Source organism: Limnohabitans sp. Rim47 (assembly GCF_001517545.1).
Classification (GTDB): Bacteria; Pseudomonadota; Gammaproteobacteria; order Burkholderiales; family Burkholderiaceae_C; genus Limnohabitans_A.
The window spans coordinates 444,453-463,877 of record NZ_FBYA01000003.1 but is presented as its reverse complement, the minus strand read 5'-3'; the positions used below and the strand labels follow the sequence as shown (position 1 = coordinate 463,877).

The window sequence follows — 19,425 nt, the reverse complement described above, 5'->3', positions numbered from 1 at the left end:
TAGTTAAGCACTGACCCAGGAGACCCAAAATGAAGCCTACTTTCCAATGGAATGATCCCTTTTTGCTGAGCGAACAACTCTCCGATGACGAACGCGCCATCGTCGAAGCCGCCCACACCTTTTGCCAGGAACGCCTGCAAMCCCGCGTGCTGCAAGCGGCCCGCCATGAAAAATTCGATCGCGAGATCATGAACGAGGCCGGGGCCATGGGCTTTTTGGGCTCCACCATCGAAGGCTATGGCTGTGCGGGCCTGAGCTATGTGGCCTATGGCCTGATCGCACGCGAAGTCGAGCGCGTGGACAGCGGCTATCGCAGCGCCATCAGCGTGCAAAGCTCACTGGTCATGCACCCGATCAACGAATACGGCAGCGAAGCGCAGCGCCAAAAATACCTACCCAAGCTGGCGACGGGCGAATGGGTGGGATGCTTTGGTCTGACCGAACCCAACCACGGCTCCGACCCGGCCAGCATGCTGACCCGAGCCAAGCCTGTCGATGGTGGCTTCATTTTGAAGGGCGCCAAGATGTGGATCACCAACTCGCCGATCGCCGACGTGTTTGTGGTTTGGGCCAAATTGGAAAACGAAGACGGCAGCGTGGGCGGCCAAGAAGCCATTCACGGCTTCATCCTTGAAAAAGGCATGAAGGGCCTGAGCGCGCCCAAGATCGAAGGCAAGATGAGCCTGCGCGCCAGCATCACCGGCGAGATCGTGATGGACGATGTGTTTGTGCCGTCCGAAAACCTGATGCCCAACGTGAACGGTCTCAAAGGCCCGTTCGGTTGCCTGAACAAGGCCCGCTATGGCATCGCTTGGGGCGCACTGGGGGCGGCCGAAGACTGCTGGCACCGTGCCCGCCAGTACACCTTGGACCGCGTGCAGTTTGGTCGCCCATTGGCGCAAAACCAGTTGATCCAGAAAAAACTGGCCGACATGCAGACCGAAATCACACTCGGCCTGCAAGCCTGCCTGCGTGTGGGCCGCCTGATGGACGAGGGCAAAGCGGTGCCCGAGATGATCAGCATGATCAAGCGCAACAGCTGCGGCAAAGCGCTGGACATCGCCCGTATGTCACGCGACATGCACGGCGGCAACGGCATCCACGACGAATACCACGTCATCCGCCACATGATCAACCTGGAGACTGTCAACACCTATGAAGGCACACACGATGTGCACGCACTGATTTTGGGTCGAGCCCAAACCGGCTTGCAGGCTTTCTATTGACAAGCATTCAGCGGCAACTCCCAGGGGCTACGGCCCCTTTTTTTTGCTCTGCGTTTCACCCTGCCGTGTGCGCTGACGGCTTGACGAAGTGCCCGCCAAGGCTTACATTACTAACCAGTCAGTCATTAATAGAACTTTGTGAACCCCTCAGACCACCCAGTCGCGCACAAGCGCGAACGTCGCAAGCAAGACCGCCCCGGCGAGTTGCTCGATGCCGCTTTGGACTTGTTTGTCGAAAAAGGCTTTGCCGCAACCCGGGTAGAAGAAGTGGCCGCTCGCGCTGGCGTGTCCAAAGGCACGCTGTTTTTGTACTTTCCCAGCAAAGAAGACCTGTTCAAAGCCGTGGTGCGTGCCAATGTCATCGAGCCGGTGAGCCAAGGTGCCGCTGAAGTGGCGAACTTCAAAGGCACGACAGGCGAACTGCTGGAGTGGATGATGCTGCAATGGTGGCACCGCTATGGCGCCACCAAGGCCTCGGGCATTTCCAAGCTGGTGATGAGCGAGGCCAGCAACTTCCCGGAACTGGCCCAGTTTTACCGTACAGAAGTGATTGAGCCCGGTCATACGCTGGTGCGCAACGCCTTGCAACGCGGCATCGACCAAGGCGAATTCAGCCCGGTGGATGTCGAGTTGGCCCTGCATTCGGTCATGGCACCCTTGCTATTTTTGGTGATGTGGAAACATTCCATGGGCCCATGCTGCCCGGTGTCAGAGCAAATCCAGCCCGAAAAATTCATCACCCAACACGCCCGATTGCTGGTGCGTGGTCTTTCATTGTCTGAATCTCTATGAAACGCTCTACCCTTTGGATCCTCTCTGGTGTGGCTGTCGCCGTCTTGCTCGCGGGCGGTGCCCGTTGGGCCAGCCAACGCAAGCCCGCGGTCAATGCGGCGCCCACCGCGCCGGTGGCCAACCAGATCGAGCTCAGTGCCAGCGATGTCACGCCTGTGCAGAAAATAGACATGGTGATGGGACTGCCGGTTTCGGGCACGCTCAAGGCCAGCCAAAGCGCCATGGTCAAAGCCCGCGTGGCAGGTGAGTTGATGGATTTGGTGGTGCGTGAAGGCGATGTGGTCAAAGCGGGGCAATCGATTGCCCGCATCGACCCGACCGAATACCAAGCGCGTGAGCGCCAGGCCAAGCAGCAAGCCGATGCGGCACAGGCCCAAGTCGAGATCGCACAGAAGCAGTTTGACAACAACAAAGCACTGGTGGACCAAGGCTTCATCTCGCAAACCGCTTTGCAAAACTCAGTCGCCAGCCTGAATGGCGCCAAGGCCACCCACATGGCGGCCGTGGCAGCGCTTGATGTGGCCCGCAAGGCTTTGGACGATGCCAGCATCCGCTCACCCATCAGCGGTCAGATTGCCCAGCGCCTGGCCCAACCCGGTGAGCGCATGGCGCTGGACGCCCGCATTGTGGAGGTGGTCAACCTCAGCCAGCTCGAACTCGAAGCGGCCATGCCCGCAGCCGACGCCAGCTTGGTGCGCCCCGGCATGAAGGCGCAATTGAAGGTCGAAGGCATGGACGAACCCGTCCCCGCCAAGGTCTTGCGCATCAGCCCCGCTGCCCAAGCGGGTAGCCGCAGTGTGCTGGTCTATCTGGGTGTGGCCGGTCAAGAGGGTTTGCGGCAAGGCCTGTTTAGTGAAGGCACTTTGGGCACCCGCACGGTGCAGGCCCTGGCCGTGCCGCTTTCAAGCGTGCGCACCGACAAGCCGCAGCCTTATGTGCAGGTGATCGATGGCGAGCAAGTGCGCCACGTGACGGTGCAAACCGGCACCCGTGCCGAAAAGACCCTGAACAACATCACCTTGACCTGGGTTGAAGTGCAAGGACTGGCCGAAGGCACCCCAGTGCTCACGGCCAGCGCAGGCGCGGTTCGCGAAGGCACCCAGGTGAAGTTCACCGCTGGCGTGCGCTGAGAAGGATTCATCCATGTGGTTCACCCGCGTCAGCCTAAAAAACCCCGTTTTCGCCACCATGGTCATGCTGGCCTTGGTGGTGCTGGGCCTGTTCTCTTACCAACGGCTCAAGGTCGACCAGTTTCCTAACATCGACTTTCCGGTGGTGGTGGTCAGCACCGAGTACCCCGGCGCATCGCCTGAAATTGTCGAGAGCGAAGTCTCGAAAAAAATCGAAGAAGGCGTCAACTCGATCGCGGGCATCAACGCCCTCACCTCGCGCAGCTACGAAAACCAATCGGTGGTGGTGATCGAGTTTCAACTGAACATCAATGGCCGCAAAGCCGCTGAAGATGTGCGCGAAAAAGTCGCCGCCATCCGCCCCAATCTGCGCAGCGAAGTCAAAGAGCCCAAAGTGCTGCGCTTTGACCCGTCGGCCCGCGCTATCTGGTCGCTGGCCGTGGTGCCTGAGGCCAGTACCGACACGGCCAAAAGCCCTGCGCTGAGTGCGGTGGAGCTGACCAATTGGTCTGAACAAGTACTCAAAAAACGCCTAGAGAACGTGCGCGGCGTGGGCTCGGTGTCCTTGGTGGGCGGCACCCGGCGCGAAATCAATTTGTATTTGCAGCCGACTGCCATGGAGGCTTTGGGCGTGACCGCCGAACAAGTGGTCAATGCAGTGCGCAACGAGAACCAAGACTTGCCTGTGGGCGCGATCCGCTCGCTGGAGCAAGAGCGCATGGTTCAAATCGAATCGCGCATGAAGCGCCCCGAGGACTTCGAACGCATCATCGTGGCTCGCAAAGGCAGCACATCGGTTCGACTGTCTCAGGTGGCTCGGGTACAAGACGGTGCCCAAGAGTTGGAGACCTTGGCTTTGTACAACGGCCAGCGCACGCTGCTGATGACGGTGCAAAAAGCCCAGGACGAAAACACCATCGACGTGATTGATGGCTTGATCAAGACCGTGGCCGAGATGAAAAGCCAAACGCCTGCGGGCATTCGGCTGGAACCCATCGCGGACAGTTCGCGCCCCATCCGCGTGGCGGTCGACAACGTTCGGCGCACCTTGATCGAAGGGGCCATCCTGACGGTGCTGATTGTTTTCCTGTTTTTGAATTCTTGGCGCTCCACCGTCATCACGGGCTTGACCTTGCCGATCTCGCTGATCGGCACCTTCATGTTCATGCAGATGTTTGGCTTCACCATCAACATGATCACGCTGATGGCTTTGTCGCTGTGCGTGGGCTTGTTGATTGACGATGCCATCGTGGTGCGCGAGAACATCGTGCGCCATGTGCAAATGGGCAAAAATGCCTGGAATGCCTCGCTTGACGGCACCCAAGAAATTGGCTTGGCCGTGCTGGCCACCACACTGTCCATCGTGGCGGTGTTTTTACCGATCGGCTTCATGGAAGGCATCATCGGCAAGTTCTTCCACGAGTTCGGCATCACCATCGTGGCGGCGGTGATGATCTCGATGTTTGTGAGCTTCACACTCGACCCCATGCTGTCAAGCATCTGGCACGACCCCAGCATCGAAGCGCACGGCAAACCGCATGCGGCCGTGACCCTTTACGACAAAACCATTGGCCGGGTCACGGGCTGGTTTGATCGTGGCACCGACCGCTTGGCCGACGGTTATCAAACCATCTTGGCTTGGTCGCTGGTGCACAAACGCAAAACCGTGCTGATGGCGGTCGGTGTTTTTGCGCTGAGCATTTTCATGATCCGTTTTGTCGGCACCGAGTTTGTGCCCAAGGCCGATTTTTCTGAAACCACCGTGAGTTTTCAGACGCCCGTGGGCAGCTCACTGCAAGCCACCGAAGCCAAAGCCCGCCAAGTCGAAGCCATCATCCGCGAGTTGCCCGAGGTGCGCTACACCTTGGCCACACTCAACACCGGCAACGCTCTGGGCAAAAACAACGCCAGCATTTATGTCCGATTGGTCGATCGCAAGAGCCGTCAGCGCAATGTGGACGAGATGTCGGGCGTCTTGCGCGACCGGCTCCAACGCATTCCGGGCATCACGGTCACGCACGTGGGCCTGCTGGACTCGGTGGGCGGCAACAAGCAAGTCGAATTTTCGCTGCAAGGGCCAGACCAGCGCGAGCTGGAGCGATTGGCTCTGGGCGTGATGGACAAAGTGCGCCACATTCCCGGCTTGGTGGACTTGGACTCCAGCGTCAAGGCCAACAAACCCACCATCCGTGTGGAGGTGCTGCGCGACTCGGCGGCCGACTTGGGGCTGGGCACCGGGCAACTGGCCGGGCCTTTGCGCACCTTGGTCGCAGGCCAAACCGTGGGCAACTGGCGCGCACCTGATGACCAAACCTATGACGTGAATGTGCGTCTGTCACCCGAAAGCCGCAATGCCCCACAAGACCTGGAACGCCTGCCCTTTGCCGTGGCTGCTGGGGCCGATGGCAACCCGCGTGTGGTGCGCTTGGGCCAAGTGGCCAAAATCACCGAATCGACCGGCTCCAACCAAATCAACCGCCGCGACCTGACGCGCGAAGTGGCCATCAACGCCAACACCTATGGCCGGGCCACCGGGGAAGTGTCTGCAGACATCCGCAAGGTCATGGAAGGCGTGAACCTGCCGCCGGGTTACCGCTTCCAGTTTGGGGGCTCCACCAAAAACATGGCCGAGTCGTTTGGCTATGCCGTGTCGGCCTTGGCGATGGCGGTGATCTTCATCTACATGATCTTGGCCAGCCAGTTCAAGAGCTTTTTGCAACCCTTGGCCTTGATGACAGCCCTGCCGCTCACCTTGATCGGCGTGGTGCTGGCCCTGATGGCTTTTCGCTCGACCTTGTCGATGTTCTCCATCATTGGCGTGATCATGCTGATGGGCTTGGTCACCAAAAACGCCATTTTGTTGGTGGACTTTGCCATTCGCGCCCGAGAGGATCAGACGGATGCCGATGGCCACCGCATCCCTGGCATGGAGCGCAGCGCTGCGCTCTTGATGGCCGCCAAAGTGCGTTTGCGTCCGATTTTGATGACCACTTTGGCTATGATTTTCGGCATGGTGCCCTTGGCTTTTGCCATGACCGAGGGCTCGGAACAACGCGCGCCCATGGGCCAGGCCGTGATCGGCGGGGTCATCACCTCGTCGCTGCTGACCCTGGTGGTGGTCCCTGTGGTGTATTGCTACATGGATGACTTGGCGCAATGGATTCGCCGCAAAGCCGGCTTTGCCCCCAGCCGTCAGGGACATGACACGCCCGCCCCTTAAAATCATCCCATTTAGAGATAACCCTTTCAGGAGTACCCATGGATCTGAATCAAGCCCGATTCAACATGATCGAACAGCAAATCCGCCCTTGGGAAGTGCTGGACCCCCAAGTGCTGGCCCTGCTCTCGGTCGTGCGCCGTGAAGACTTTGTGCCCTTGGCACACAAAGCACTGGCCTTTGTGGACATGGAAATCCCCCTGGGCGCAGCGCCCAACCAGGTCATGCTGGCACCCCGGGTTCAGGCTCGCTTGCTGCAAGACTTGGCTGTGCAAAAAACCGACAAAGTGCTCGACATTGGCACGGGTTCAGGCTTCATGGCCGCCCTGCTGGCCCACCAAGCGGCGCATGTGCTGAGCCTGGAGATCGACGCCAATCTGGCTGTACAAGCCCAAGCCAACCTGCAAAAGGCAGGCGTGAGCAACGTGACTGTGCGCAATACCGATGGCAGCCAAGGTGCGGCCACAGATGGCCCATTTGATGCGATTGTGATCAGCGGCTCTGTGGCCGAAGTGCCTGCCGCCCTGTTGCAGCAACTCGCGGTGGGTGGTCGTCTGGCCGCCATCGTGGGCGACGAGCCCATGATGCGCGCCACACTGATCACCCGCACCAGCGAAAGCAGCTGGACCACCACCGAGCCTTGGGACTGCAACGCCCCACGGCTGAGCGGTTTTGCCGAGCCCTCACGCTTCCAGTTCTGACACCACAAGGCCATGGAACAAATCACCCCCGCACACATCGCCGATTGGGCCAAAGGCCAGACACAGCGCCCCGTCCTGCTGGATGTGCGTGAAGGCTGGGAATTGCAAACAGCCAGTGCCAAGCCCGAAGGCTTGGATCTGGTGCACATGCCCATGCAAACCATTCCGGCTCGGCTGCACGAGCTGGACAAATCACGCCCCATCGCCTGTCTGTGCCACCACGGTAGCCGAAGCATGCAAGTGGCGGCTTTCTTGGCCCAACATGGCTACCAGGTGGCCAACGTATCGGGCGGCATCCATGCCTGGTCTGTGCAAGTCGACCCCAACATTCCGGTTTATTGAATCGGCTGGTCACACCGAGTTTTGAAAGAATTCACCATGAAACTGCGCATCTTGCCCCTGACTATTGCCCTGACGGCTGTTTTGACAGGCACCGCCCAAGCCCAAAGTCTGGTCCAGCTTTACGAAACCGCCAAGGGCTACGACGCCACGTACAAGGCGGCGCAATCGCAATACCAGGCCAATCTGGCCAAAGCCGAACAGGCCAAAGCCCTGATGCGCCCGACCGCTGGACTGGGCGCTACGGTGAGTGAAACCGACTTCGATAACCGAACCAGCACCAATGTAGATGCCCGTTACGGCACACGCACGGCCACGCTCAGCGCCAGCCAACCGCTGTTTCGCCCTGCGAATTTGGCAGGCTACAAACAAGGTCTAAAACAAGCAGACTTGGCCCAGGCACAACTCAAAGCAGCCGAACAAGATTTGATCGTGCGCGTTAGCCAGGCTTACTTTGAGGTGCTCACAGCCCAGGAAAGCCTGGCTTTCGTGAAAGCCCAAAAGTCAGCGGTTTCCGAGCAATTGGCTGCAGCCAAGCGCAACTTTGAAGTGGGCACATCCACCATCACCGACACCCGTGAAGCGCAAGCACGCTTTGACTTGGTGACGGCCCAAGAAATTGCAGCCGAAAACGAATTGCGGGTCAAAAAACTGGCACTCGACCAATCTGTCGGGACAAGCAACGCACAGCCCCTGGCCCTCAAACCCGGCGCAGCCCTCAACACGGCTGCTGGCGGAGATGCAGAAACTTGGGTTCAGCAAGCCACCGCGCAAAGCCCGGCCATTGAGCAAGCCCGCGTCGGCTTGGAAGTAGCCCAACTCGAAACTGAAAAAGCCAAAGCCGGACACATGCCGACATTGGACTTGAACGCCTCTTATGGCGGCACACGGTTCCGCGGTGATGCATCCACGTCCAGGGTCAACAACAACACCGGCACGATCGGCTTGGCGTTTAACCTGCCTTTGTACGCGGGCCACGCCACGCAAAACCGCATTCAAGAAACCGTATCGCTGGAAGAAAAAGCCCGCAACGACCTCGACGCGGCGCAACGCACCGTCACCCAAGCCACCCGCACCGCTTTCTTTGGCGTGCAGTCGGGCCTCGGTCAAGTCAAAGCCCTGGAAGCGGCCGAAGCCTCTAGCCAAAGCGCGCTCGATGCCAACAAACTGGGTTATCAAGTGGGCGTGCGCATCAACATCGATGTGCTCAACAGCCAAAGCCAACTCTTCCAGACCAAACGCGATTTGGCCAAAGCCCGGTATGACGTGCTGCTGGGGCAGTTGAAGCTAAAGCAGGCGGCTGGGGTGTTGAAAGAAAAAGACCTCGATCCCATCAACACTTCACTGCACTGACAAATGGCGGAGTTTAGGCTCCGCTTTATTTTTCCAGGTACTGGCCATTTTGCTTCTCGAATAACCTAAACAACTGGAAATTTAGCCATCAGAAATGATGCGAGAAGCAAAGGAATACAAATAGGCTACAAACTCATAATTTCAATAAACCGCCGCATATCTGACTTTTCTTGTTCAACACTGTATGTTCCAGACAGTTTTTGAATGGCTCCGGCGTTTAAAAGGAAACTATTTCGTTGGTCCATCTCCCTTACTTTTAAGAGCACATGCTTGGCGAACCCCATTACATCGCCCGAATTGATTTCATCGAAAATCTCAGGAACCCAATACTCCTTGCCACCTTGCCCGGTATATCCAATGACTTGATTGCCTGCCAATGCAGCTTCAATCGGGGGTAAACCAAGCCCCTCAAAATGGCTAAATGACATGAAGATTTTGGAACGCTGCAGCAATTTCGCTACAGCTTCTTCGCTTAAACCTTGAATAGGGACAATTCTCCAGTGCGCAGGCAAGTTATTGCGCAGGAAAAAAAGAACCTTGGAAGAATGGTCAGCCAATTTACGTGGCATGTAAGTAATAATATTTTCCTTCAGCCCAACAGTACGAAATCGCGTTCCATCGACAGAACAATGCACACGTAATATTTTCGACTCACAACCGGGGAATGCCAACGCAACGCACTGTGTGGCATCCTCGGAAATCGTCATAATACAACGTGCCGATTGGTAAGCTTTGTTCAAAACATCAAGATTTCCCTTGCTTATGTAATAACCATTCTGGACAAAAATGGCATACGGGACTCCCATATCTGCAAGTTGATGACCATATTTACGAGCCCACAACTCCGGCAAAACGATCATGTGCTTCTTAGAATCGAAACTGCCTATAATCTTTGAACAAGACGGCTTTCCAGCAGCCCAATGCCATTTAAAGAAACCACGTCGTATTTTTATCTTTGATTCAAACCATTTAATTTTAAAAAACCATGTGTTGGGATGCATCACTGAGACAGCAACGCCTTTATGACGGATTATTTCCTGGACAACCTCGGCTTGACGGTAAATAACCTTTATTCCACCAACTGGCTTTTTTACATCTGGGCAAAAATAAATAAGCTCCATAATTAATTCCGATTTTTGTGTTTGAAAGAGCAGCTGGTAATTAAGTAACCGAGCAGCAACATACTCCAAACGATCCAAGTATGTCTAAAAGCATTTCTACCAAGTACAACAACCGAAAATCCAAACTCTATCATCACAATCGCGAGTAAAACACCCAACATTGACAATGCAACCACATGAAAACCCGGATGTGCTTGCCTCATTTTAATGCGAGAAAATCCAAAAATTAGTCCCCCATAAAAAACAAGGTATGAAAATGACCCAGGAATACCGTGAACAATTCCTGTTTGTAATAAGTCGTTTTCCACCTGTGTCCAGTGGTTACCAGCGCCGATCGAATTGAGTCGACTTGCTAATTCCAATTGGGCTCCCGATGTATTCCAGCCTGCCCAAGGCTCATCGGCAATCATATTCAAAGCCTGCCGCCACATTTCAAGCCGAATACTGACAGAACCATCTGTGATCTGTCCAGACAGAAACCAAATATGGGCTGCCTTGAATCCTCCGACTACTCGATCCATCACGAGTTCAGCGGGCATAAGCCAAACCAAAACCACAATCGCAACCAAAATAGCAGCAGCCACAAAAAATCTCTTGGACCAGTGCCAATTAGACAGTGCAAAAGAAATTAACAATAATGACACCATGAGCACAGACATCCAACCGCCCTTGGTCCCACTGAGTAAAGAGGCCAACAAACCCATGACCACACCAAAGGACAAATAAAGTCTCAGCCACAAGGGATGCCGATCTTTACTGCCAAAAATCCAACCAAATGCACAAAACATAGCCAATACGACAGACAAATCACCAAACATAATTTGATTATTCATTGCACCAATAGCACGTCCTGCATGGAGATACAAAGACTGGTAGCAGGCCAATAGACCAGCCAGAATAGCCGCCGTTGCTGAAGCCAGCCAGAGCATAGCCAAGGGAGGTCGAGCTGCTACGACAGCGTTGAGAATAAAAGGAGCCAACACCATGGGTAAATATGCTTCAAAATAAGCACCCTTGTAGCCATGCCACAAGCCCAAGCCGATGCCTATAAAAAGATAGACAATCAAACCGATCCAAATGGGGCAAGCCCCTATACTCAGACTTGGCCGCCAAACATCTTTGAGAAAAGATTTGGCATAGATAAGACCATAAATTGCAAGCCAATAAGTAAGCAAAGCATAACAACCTGGGACGACGAGAACACCGGCCATCAACAAGCCCGTTACCCACGGAAATAGTATGTTTCTGCTGGTTTTCAGCATAAAAAATCTCCCAGTCGGTCTATTGAAATTTTAAAACTTCAATAAAAGAATTTATCTTTAAATTATTTTGGCATAAAATTTACTTTTAAACCGAAATAATTTCAATATTTATCGCAATTTTCTTGAATGGTGCAGGTAAGGAATGTAATGCCGCCGATGACCTACAAGAATACCCAAACGTCGAAAACCCTTGCGAATCTCACCGCGAATACGCCGCCACTTCATTTTTGCTTGAAGAGCTAAAGAGGCTGGCTTCGGACTTGAATGTTTCTCACGTGCGATCTGCGAGAGCCCCTCCTCCATGCTTGGCAAGCCATAGTACGGAAGAATGCACATTTGAATAGCAACAGCTGGAACCAGTTGCCAAACATTGAGTTCTTTTGCCTCGTTCATGAAGACATCTGCAAGGGCAGCACCTTCCTTTTCATACCGTGCCAAGAGTTTTTGTGCACCCTTTGGCCACAACAGATAAGCACCCGCACCGGAACTGTTGAGATGCAATCGCTGAATAAGCACGCCTCTAACCAACCTGGACTGACCCACCTGTTTTTTTCCAACAGCCTCGAAGTTGACACAGTCCAAATCTTTGAGAGTCGCCAAATCGTCGATTTTTTCCCCCCAACCCTCAGACAAAATCACATCGTCTTCAAGAATGACTACCGGACCCGAGTTAAGAGCAACCTTTTGCCAAACTTGCAAATGGCTTAAAAAGCAACCAACTTCTGTTTTTTTGAGTGGCCGCTGCCAACAGAAGGCATTTTTTAGAAAAATGTCATCGCCAAAATCGTTGATCCCCATCGCTTGGTGCCAGGTCGGTGTAAAGCCGAGACGATCAGCTTGCAACTGTTGGAAGGCCCTGCGCGAAGTTGCACTGGCGAGCGTTATTATCAGAACCTCAGTCTTCATAAAACTTCATGGTTTGGTCCATTCCAACAACCCACGCAAGCGGCCCCACATTCGGGCCACCAGCTTGGGTGAAAACAGGATGACCCGCAGTGGCAATGCCAGAGTGGTCGTCCAGATCAGTTGTCTTTGCAAGCGTTTGGCAGCCTGCAAAGACTCGTGCTTATTCAAGAAAATAAGCTTTGATTGTGCATGGTGGTAACCACGCAGGTATTCGCTGCGCCAAGGCGACTTGCCGCGAACCGAGCCTCGCGATCGATGCAGCACCCTCACTTGAGGGCACAACACCATGGGCAGTTTGGCTTGAAAAAGCCTCAAGCACAAATCATCGTCTTCGTAATACAGAAAGAACTGCTCATCAAAAAACCCGGTCATGGCCATGCGCTGCATGCGCAACAACATGACGGCACCGCAAACAAAGCCAACGCACAAAGGCCCTTCCGCTGCAGGGCCACGGCTGTGCCAATAAGCAGTCGGCCAACGGTAATTGACCTCTGCCTTGACCTCTGACGCCATGAGTTGGGGCGCCAGAACCGCCGCGTCATTGAAATCCTCGGCAGCTGCCAGCAATTCTTGCAAGGCTTGCGGTGTCATTTCGCAATCGGGGTTCAAGAGCAATGCAAACGGCGTTTCCACCTGATCAAGCGCCCGATTGTTGGCAGCTCCAAAGCCAAGATTGCGTCCATGTGCCAACACCTTGGCATGCGGCAAGAGTGTCTTCGCCTTGATCGCAGTATTGTCATCACTGCCGTTGTCCGATATCACCACATTCGGACAAATTGACAAAAGGGGCGCCAGCATCGGCAAACAATGCGCGCTGTTGTAGGTCACCACCACGATGGTGACCTGTGAAAAAGCCTCATGGTTCATGCAGCGCTCCCCTTCATGTTCAATGGCGCCGTCGACTGCAAGGCTCCGATGTGGCGAGCCACTGCCCCTTGTCCTTTGTCCAACATCTTGACTGTTGCAGTCCGTGCCTGATCAAGCCATTGCGGATGGGTCAATGCCAACACAACATGCTCCAAAGCGGCCTGCATGTCCTGCACCTGCAAAGCAGCGCCTTGCTCGGCAGCCAAAGCAGCAGCATCTGAAAAATTGAAAGTGTGCGGCCCCATGACTATCGGGCATGCACAAGCAGCCGCCTCGATGAGATTTTGCCCGCCCAAGGGCGCAAAACTACCCCCCAGCAGGGCCATGCGACTGACAAGGTAGTACGTCTGCATTTCGCCCAAGCTGTCGCCCAACACCACATCGACATGGGCCAAGCGAACGGCATCGGGTTCTTGGTCGCGCCATGCGCTTCTGCGTTCGCAACGCCAGCCCGCTTGCTCTATCAATGCATGCACCTCATCAAAGCGCTGAGGATGGCGAGGCACCAAAAGCCACAAGACACCCAGCAACTTGAGCTGCTTCAAGCGGACAGCGTCGGACTGCAAAGCCTGCAACCACAAAGCTTCTTCGCCCTCCCGTGTACTGGCCAGCATCACGACAGGTCTTGCGGCAAGACTGCCTTGCCAAAGCGCTGCCTGCATTCGGGCTTGCTCTGAAACCGCCACATCGAATTTGATATTCCCGACAACACGCACGTCCAGGCAACCCAAACGCTGCAAGCGCTGCGCATCGGATGCAGATTGCGCCAGCACCAGGCTCAAGCCACGGTAAGCAGGACCAGAAAGCGTTGGCCAGCGCAGTGCCTGAACAGCGGATTTCTCACTCATGCGGGCATTGAGCAAACACAGTGGCACTCCTGCATGGCGACAAGCCCGTACCAGGTTAGGCCAGACTTCGGTTTCCATCAGCAACCCTATACGGGGCTTGAAGTGCATCAAAAATTGACGTGTTGCCTGTGCGGTATCCCAAGGCAACCACGCCTGCACATCACCCGCTTGCATCAGCGTCCTGCCCTGCGCCAAACCGGTGGCAGTGCTGTGGGTCAGCAGAAGACGCATGCCTGGCAAGGCATTGCGCAAAGCCGGTAAAAGCAGGGCCGCAGCGCGGGTTTCCCCCAAAGACACCGCATGAAGCCAGACAAAACCACCTTCAGGCGATTCACCCTCGTAGTGTCCAAAGCGTTGCGCCACATTCAAGCCGTATTCGGGCTCGTGCTGCGCACGGCGGTGCAACTTGCGCCGGAGCAAAGGTTGCAAAGCCCGCATCAGACAATCGTAGGCCGCCAACACCAGTCGCTCGACCCGACCCAATTCGGACGAAGCCCCCGCCATCAAACGGACGCCTGATCAAAGAGCCCGTGGTACACGCGGGCAATGCCCTCGGCCTCTCGGGCCAGCGAAAAGTGCTCGGTCACCCTGGCTCGCGCAGCCTCACCCATTTGGACCGCATGCTGTGGATCGCGCAGTACAGACAACACCGCCTGGGCCAATCCTTGCACGTCGTCGGTGTCCACCATTTCACCAGTCACATGGGGTATGGCCAACTGGTCAAAAGCCCCGGTGCGTGAACAGACCAGCGCACATCCCGTCGCTGCCGCCTCAAACGGCGTCAGACCAAAAGGCTCGTAGCGCGGACAAGCCACGCACAGCAAGCACCGCTGGTACCAAAGGTGCACATCGCCTGCGGGCACTTCGCCCAGAAAGACAATGCGATCGTGCAGACCGGCTTCGTCGATCTGTCGCTGCAGGTCTTGCTGATAGGCCTGATGCTGGGCTTGGGCCAAGCCCGCAATCACGGCTGTCGCACCCGGTAACTGAGGCAAGGCCTGGATCATGGCGTGCACGAAAACATCGCTGCCTTTGTCGGGGCGAACCCGACCAAATACACCGATGCCGTATTGACCGGGCAAGCCCGAATCGGCCCAGGCTGTCAGTTTGTCCGGTGGCGGGCTGAAGCGAGACAGATCGATGCCATGCGGCACCACGGCGGTGGTGTTGGGCACAAAGCTGGCAGCCAAGGGCGTGGTCGAGATGACCGCATCCATTTTTGAAATCAACCAACGCGGAAAGCGCCCATGCAAATGCTGAGCTGCCGAAGTGAACACCAGCTTGATCGGCAGACGCAACACATCACGGGCAAAAATCGCCGCCATCATTTCAGGGTCGCGCCGCACATGCCAGATGCGAAAAGGCCGCCCTGCTGGCGGTTTGCGCGACAAGGCCATCGCCTGGCACAGCGTCATGCCATCGATGCCATTGGACATGCGCGTGCCACAAAAGCCCAATCGCCACTGCTTGGCCTGCAAAGGCACCAGCGCGTTGATGGTGGCGGACACGCCGGTGTAGCGCTGCTTCAGGTTGAAAACGATGACCTCCGGGTCATTGCTCAACAAAGAATCAGGTGTGTTCATGGATGGTTTTCCTACCCTGCCCGCTCAATGCGCCGAAGCCTGAATCTTCGCATCGGGCTTGACCGTGCGCAACAGCGCCAGCATGTCGGCCTCAATGCGATGCAGTGCGGCTTCGGTTTGGCCCTCAAAGCGCAACACCAACACCGGCGTGGTGTTCGAAGCACGGATCAAACCAAAACCATCGGGCCAGTCCACGCGCAAACCATCGATGTCGCAGACCCGGGCTGGTGCGCTGAAGGCACCGGCGGCTTGGGCTTGCAAGGCGCGGGTCACGCTGTGCGGCTCGCCTTCGGCGCAAGCCACATTCAGCTCGGGCGTGCTGAAGCTGGTAGGCAGGGCATTGAGTACTGCATTGGCATCGGGGGATTGGCTCACGATCTCAAGCAAACGGCAGCCTGCGTAAGTGCCATCGTCAAAGCCGTACCAACGCTCCTTGAAGAAGATGTGCCCGCTCATCTCGCCGCCCAAAGGGGCTTGCCCGCCTGAGGCCTCGATGGCGCGCATCTTGGCCTTGATCAGCGAGTGGCCTGTTTTGTACATCAGGGGCTTGCCGCCTGCGGCTTCGATGGCCGGAGCCAAGCGTTGCGAACACTTCACGTCAAACAAAATGGTGCCGCCCGGCACGCGGCTGAGCACGTCTTGCGCAAACAATTGCATCTGACGGTCAGGGTAGATGTTGTGGCCCTCGGCGGTCACGATGCCCAAGCGGTCGCCATCGCCGTCAAAGGCCAAGCCCAATTCAGCGCCTGTGGTTTTCAGGGCCCGCATGAGGTCTTGCAGGTTTTCGGGTTTGCTGGGGTCGGGGTGGTGATTGGGGAATTCGCCGTCCACCTCGCTGAACAGCTCGATCACCTCGCAGCCCAGCGCCCGGAAGATGCCGGGGGCCGAGGCCCCAGCAATGCCGTTGCCAGAATCGATCACGATTTTCATGGGGCGAGACAACTTGATGTCGCCCACGATGCGCTGTGTGTAATCGGCCAGCACATCCATCTGCGCGACGCTGCCGCCCGTTTGCAATTGCCAGGTTTCGGTTTCCATCATCTGGCGCAGGGCCTGGATTTCATCGCCATAAATCGCACGGCCCGCCAACACCATCTTGAAGCCGTTGTAGTCCTTGGGGTTGTGGCTGCCCGTCACCTGAATGCCACTTTGGCAGGCGGTGTTGGCTGCAAAGTACAGCATGGGTGTGGTGGCCAGACCAATGTCGATGACCTGCACACCCGCCGCCACCAAGCCGCGAATCAAGGCGGCCGAAAGGCTTGGCCCGCTCAATCGGCCATCGCGCCCCACCGCCACTGTGGTTTGCCCCTCGGCCAGCGCCCGGGTGCCAAAGGCTTTGCCCAATCCTTCGGCCACGGCCTCGTTCAAGGTGGACGGCACAACGCCACGGATGTCATAGGCTTTAAAAATCGAGGGAGTCACTTGCATGGATGAACCAATAAAAAAGGCCACTGAGGCCGACCTTGGGGTTGTCCCTGCATTGTAGGCGGCAAGCGGTTCAAAACCGGCCCGAAAGCACAGGCTTGAAACCGACCCGGCCACTCGAGCATGGCCAGTATTTGTGGCTAACATGAACACTTTCGCAGCTGCCACCTGCCCCGTTTGCCTTCACACCGAGACGCCAGCCCATGAAACCCACCGACACCCTCCGCCTCGACAGCCCTATAGGGCCGATGATTCTGACGGCCACGCCCCAGGGTGTGAGCGGTGTCTGGTTCGAAGGCCAGCGCCATGAGCCCAGCGAGGTAGACATGCAAAACTGGACGAGCAACGCCGCCAACCCCCTGTTGCAAGAGACTAAAAATCAATTGCTGGCCTATTTCGCTGGCCAACTGAGCCGGTTCGATTTGCCGCTGGATTTGTCTGCGGGCACCCCGTTTCAGCAATCGGTTTGGCAGGCCTTGCTGTCCGTTCCTGCAAGCCAGACCCGGAGCTATGGCGATCTGGCCAAGCAACTGGACAAGCCCAAGGCAGTGCGCGCCGTGGGCGGCGCGGTGGGACGCAATCCGGTGAGTATCATCGTGCCCTGCCACCGCATTTTGGGGGCAGGCGGCCAACTCACCGGGTATGCAGGTGGGGTATGGCGCAAACAAGCGCTGCTGAAACTCGAAGGCCACACGGCTGTCTGAATAACTCCCCTCAATGACCACTTCACATGCCAAAGGCTGGCTGGCCGATTTCTTGATCTTGGCCGCCATCTGGGGCTCTTCATTTTTGTTCATGCGTGTGGCGGCGCTAGAGCTGGGCGCTTTGCCGACGGCTGCCATTCGGGTGGCCATTGCCTCGGCCTTCCTGTTGCCCCTGATGTTGGCCAAAGGCCATTGGGCTGAGTTGCGTCAACACTGGAAGCCTGTGCTGTTTGTGGGCGTGCTCAACAGCGGCGTGCCGTTCGCGCTGTATTCGTTTGCGGTGATGCACATCACTACGGGGTTTTCGTCCATTTTGAACGCCACCGTGCCCCTGTTTGGCGCGGTCGTGGCCTGGATTTGGCTGGGTGACAAGCCCAGCCTGTCGCGCACAGTGGGTCTGGCCATCGGCTTTGGCGGCGTGGTGCTGTTGGCGGGTGGACAAGCGAGCTTCAAGCCCAACGCATCGGGCATTGCGCCGGCTTGGGCGGTGCTGGCCTGTCTGGGGGCCACGACCTGCTATGCGCTGTCGGCCAGTTTCACCAAAAAACACATCCCCAGCCTGCCGCCACTGGTCACTGCCACAGGCAGTCAAATCGGCGCCACTTTGGCTTTGGCCTTGCCTGCGCTGTGGTTTCGCCCCGACCATTGGCCCAGCGCATCAGCATGGTGGTCATTGCTGGTGGTGGGCGTCATGTGCACTGGCGTGGCCTACATTTTGTACTTCAAGTTGATCGAAAAATCAGGGCCTGCACGGGCCCTTACCGTCACCTTTTTGGTGCCGGTTTTTGCCATCGCCTACGGTGTGCTGTTTTTGGGCGAAGCCGTGACCGCCTGGATGTTGTTGTGCGGCGCGGTGATCTTGGTGGGCACCGCCCTGTCCAGTGGTCTGGTCAAGCTGCCGGGGCGTTGAGCTTGGCGTGAATCTGCACCCGATGCTCGCGCTGAACGACATCGCGCGCCCTGAGCTGTCCACATCCGCCATCAACATCCTGCCCCGCTGATTGGCGCAACTTGGTCAATACGCCGCGTTGGTGCAACGTGCGAGCGATCTCGGCGGCGCGTTCCCATGTGGGCCGGGCATAAGGCAAATCGGGCACCGCGTTGTAGGGGATCATGTTCATCAGCGCGTATTTGCCCTTCAACAAACGCACGATGCCCTCGATTTCTTCGGCGCTGTCGTTCACACCTTCGATCAGCGTCCACTGGTATTGAATTGGATAGCCAGTGGCACGGGCGTAAACCTCGCCCGCCTCAACCAAATCTTTCGGATCAAAGCGCGGGGCTCGTGGCAGCAACTGCGCCCGCAAATCGGCCCGGGTGGTGTGCAATGACAAAGCCAATGCGGGCTTGACTCGGCCTTGCGGCAAACGCTCAAACACCCGCGCATCGCCCACGGTAGAAAACACCAAATTTTTGTGCCCCACGTTGCCGACGGTGCCGAGCAAATCGATGGCATCCATCGCTGCGTCCAGGTTGTGCGAGGGCTCGCCCATGCCCATGAACACGACTTTTTTGACCGGCCGCAGTGTGCGGGCCAGCACCACTTGCGCCACGATCTCGGCGCTGCCCACCTGCCGGATCAGGCCTTCTCGCCCGGTCATGCAAAACACACAGCCCACTGCACAGCCCACTTGCGACGACACACACACGCCGTCGCGGGGCAACAACACGCTTTCCACGGTTTGACCGTCGCGCAAACCCACCAGCAAACGGGCCGAACCGTCTTGCCCCGGATGCTGCTCGCGCAGCGTGGCCAAGCCTGACAAAGCATGGCTCAAATCAGGCAGCGCATCGCGCACTGCGGCGGGCATGAAGCTCTCCAGCGCTCGACGCCCGCTGTCTTGCGGTTTGGCTTGCGCCCACAGACGCAGCACACGTTGCTCGTGGCGCTCATTGGCTCCCAAGGCGCGCAAGTGGTCGCGGATGTCCTGAACGCTGTGCATCGACTTCA

17 protein-coding genes are annotated in these 19,425 nt (G+C 56.8%); 9 read left to right on the top strand and 8 right to left on the bottom strand.

The window, feature by feature from the left end; genetic code table 11:
* Window positions 1-29: 29 nt before the first annotated feature.
* The 7 genes from BN3544_RS10010 to BN3544_RS09980 all read left to right on the top strand — a co-directional run bounded on the left by BN3544_RS10010 (window position 30) and on the right by BN3544_RS09980 (window position 8,758).
* The gene (locus BN3544_RS10010) at window positions 30-1,226 is read left to right on the top strand and encodes an acyl-CoA dehydrogenase (RefSeq protein ID WP_059355994.1); all 1,197 of its coding nucleotides are present in this window, start codon (window positions 30-32) and stop codon (window positions 1,224-1,226) included.
* A gap of 138 nt (window positions 1,227-1,364) precedes the next feature.
* Complete coding sequence (locus BN3544_RS10005) at window positions 1,365-2,018, top strand: TetR/AcrR family transcriptional regulator (protein WP_019430661.1); 654 nt, start codon at window positions 1,365-1,367, stop codon at window positions 2,016-2,018.
* Window positions 2,015-3,148 (top strand): efflux RND transporter periplasmic adaptor subunit, encoded by a 1,134-nt coding sequence (locus tag BN3544_RS10000; RefSeq protein ID WP_019430662.1) that lies wholly within the window; start codon window positions 2,015-2,017, stop codon window positions 3,146-3,148. Before BN3544_RS10005 ends, BN3544_RS10000 begins: the two co-directional genes overlap by 4 nt.
* A gap of 13 nt (window positions 3,149-3,161) precedes the next feature.
* Window positions 3,162-6,368 (top strand): efflux RND transporter permease subunit, encoded by a 3,207-nt coding sequence (locus BN3544_RS09995; protein ID WP_019430663.1) that lies wholly within the window; start codon window positions 3,162-3,164, stop codon window positions 6,366-6,368.
* Window positions 6,369-6,406: 38 nt separating this feature from the next.
* A complete protein-coding gene (locus BN3544_RS09990) occupies window positions 6,407-7,066 on the top strand; it encodes a protein-L-isoaspartate O-methyltransferase family protein (protein WP_019430664.1) in 660 nt (219 codons plus the stop codon).
* A gap of 12 nt (window positions 7,067-7,078) precedes the next feature.
* Window positions 7,079-7,408 (top strand): rhodanese-like domain-containing protein, encoded by a 330-nt coding sequence (locus BN3544_RS09985; protein ID WP_019430665.1) that lies wholly within the window; start codon window positions 7,079-7,081, stop codon window positions 7,406-7,408.
* 36 nt (window positions 7,409-7,444) lie between these two features.
* The gene (locus BN3544_RS09980) at window positions 7,445-8,758 is read left to right on the top strand and encodes a TolC family outer membrane protein (protein WP_036075374.1); all 1,314 of its coding nucleotides are present in this window, start codon (window positions 7,445-7,447) and stop codon (window positions 8,756-8,758) included.
* A 125-nt stretch (window positions 8,759-8,883) separates the two neighbouring features.
* Here BN3544_RS09980 and BN3544_RS09975 read toward each other — a convergent pair whose 3' ends face one another.
* From BN3544_RS09975 to BN3544_RS09945, 7 genes are all read right to left on the bottom strand, one after another.
* Window positions 8,884-9,879 carry a glycosyltransferase family protein gene (locus BN3544_RS09975; RefSeq protein ID WP_019430667.1) on the bottom strand — a complete coding sequence of 332 codons (996 nt, stop codon included), beginning with the start codon at window positions 9,877-9,879 and terminating at the stop codon, window positions 8,884-8,886.
* Window positions 9,880-9,881: 2 nt separating this feature from the next.
* Entirely contained in the window at window positions 9,882-11,141 is a 1,260-nt protein-coding gene (locus BN3544_RS09970; RefSeq protein WP_019430668.1) for an O-antigen ligase family protein, read from the bottom strand.
* 108 nt (window positions 11,142-11,249) lie between these two features.
* Window positions 11,250-12,047: a glycosyltransferase family 25 protein gene (locus tag BN3544_RS09965; protein WP_019430669.1), complete on the bottom strand. Its 798-nt coding sequence runs from the start codon at window positions 12,045-12,047 to the stop codon at window positions 11,250-11,252.
* A 6-nt stretch (window positions 12,048-12,053) separates the two neighbouring features.
* Window positions 12,054-12,914, bottom strand: a complete 861-nt coding sequence (locus BN3544_RS09960) for a glycosyltransferase family 2 protein (RefSeq protein WP_019430670.1) — start codon at window positions 12,912-12,914, stop codon at window positions 12,054-12,056.
* Window positions 12,911-14,266 carry a 3-deoxy-D-manno-octulosonic acid transferase gene (locus tag BN3544_RS09955; protein ID WP_019430671.1) on the bottom strand — a complete coding sequence of 452 codons (1,356 nt, stop codon included), beginning with the start codon at window positions 14,264-14,266 and terminating at the stop codon, window positions 12,911-12,913. The genes BN3544_RS09960 and BN3544_RS09955 overlap by 4 nt, the downstream gene beginning before the upstream one ends.
* Window positions 14,266-15,345: a glycosyltransferase family 4 protein gene (locus tag BN3544_RS09950; protein WP_019430672.1), complete on the bottom strand. Its 1,080-nt coding sequence runs from the start codon at window positions 15,343-15,345 to the stop codon at window positions 14,266-14,268. The genes BN3544_RS09955 and BN3544_RS09950 overlap by 1 nt, the downstream gene beginning before the upstream one ends.
* Before the next feature lie 24 nt (window positions 15,346-15,369).
* Window positions 15,370-16,773, bottom strand: a complete 1,404-nt coding sequence (locus BN3544_RS09945) for a phosphomannomutase/phosphoglucomutase (protein ID WP_019430673.1) — start codon at window positions 16,771-16,773, stop codon at window positions 15,370-15,372.
* A gap of 200 nt (window positions 16,774-16,973) precedes the next feature.
* On the opposite strand from BN3544_RS09945, the gene BN3544_RS09940 reads away from it, so the two are divergent.
* Both BN3544_RS09940 and BN3544_RS09935 read left to right on the top strand, forming a co-directional pair.
* The gene (locus tag BN3544_RS09940) at window positions 16,974-17,474 is read left to right on the top strand and encodes a methylated-DNA--[protein]-cysteine S-methyltransferase (protein WP_019430674.1); all 501 of its coding nucleotides are present in this window, start codon (window positions 16,974-16,976) and stop codon (window positions 17,472-17,474) included.
* Between the two features lie 13 nt (window positions 17,475-17,487).
* Entirely contained in the window at window positions 17,488-18,384 is an 897-nt protein-coding gene (locus BN3544_RS09935; RefSeq protein WP_019430675.1) for a DMT family transporter, read from the top strand.
* On the opposite strand, the gene BN3544_RS09930 is transcribed toward BN3544_RS09935, so the two are convergent.
* On the bottom strand, window positions 18,365-19,417 hold the full coding sequence (locus BN3544_RS09930) for an RNA methyltransferase (protein WP_019430676.1): 1,053 nt from the start codon (window positions 19,415-19,417) through the stop codon (window positions 18,365-18,367). The genes BN3544_RS09935 and BN3544_RS09930 overlap by 20 nt on opposite strands.
* Window positions 19,418-19,425: the final 8 nt, after the last annotated feature.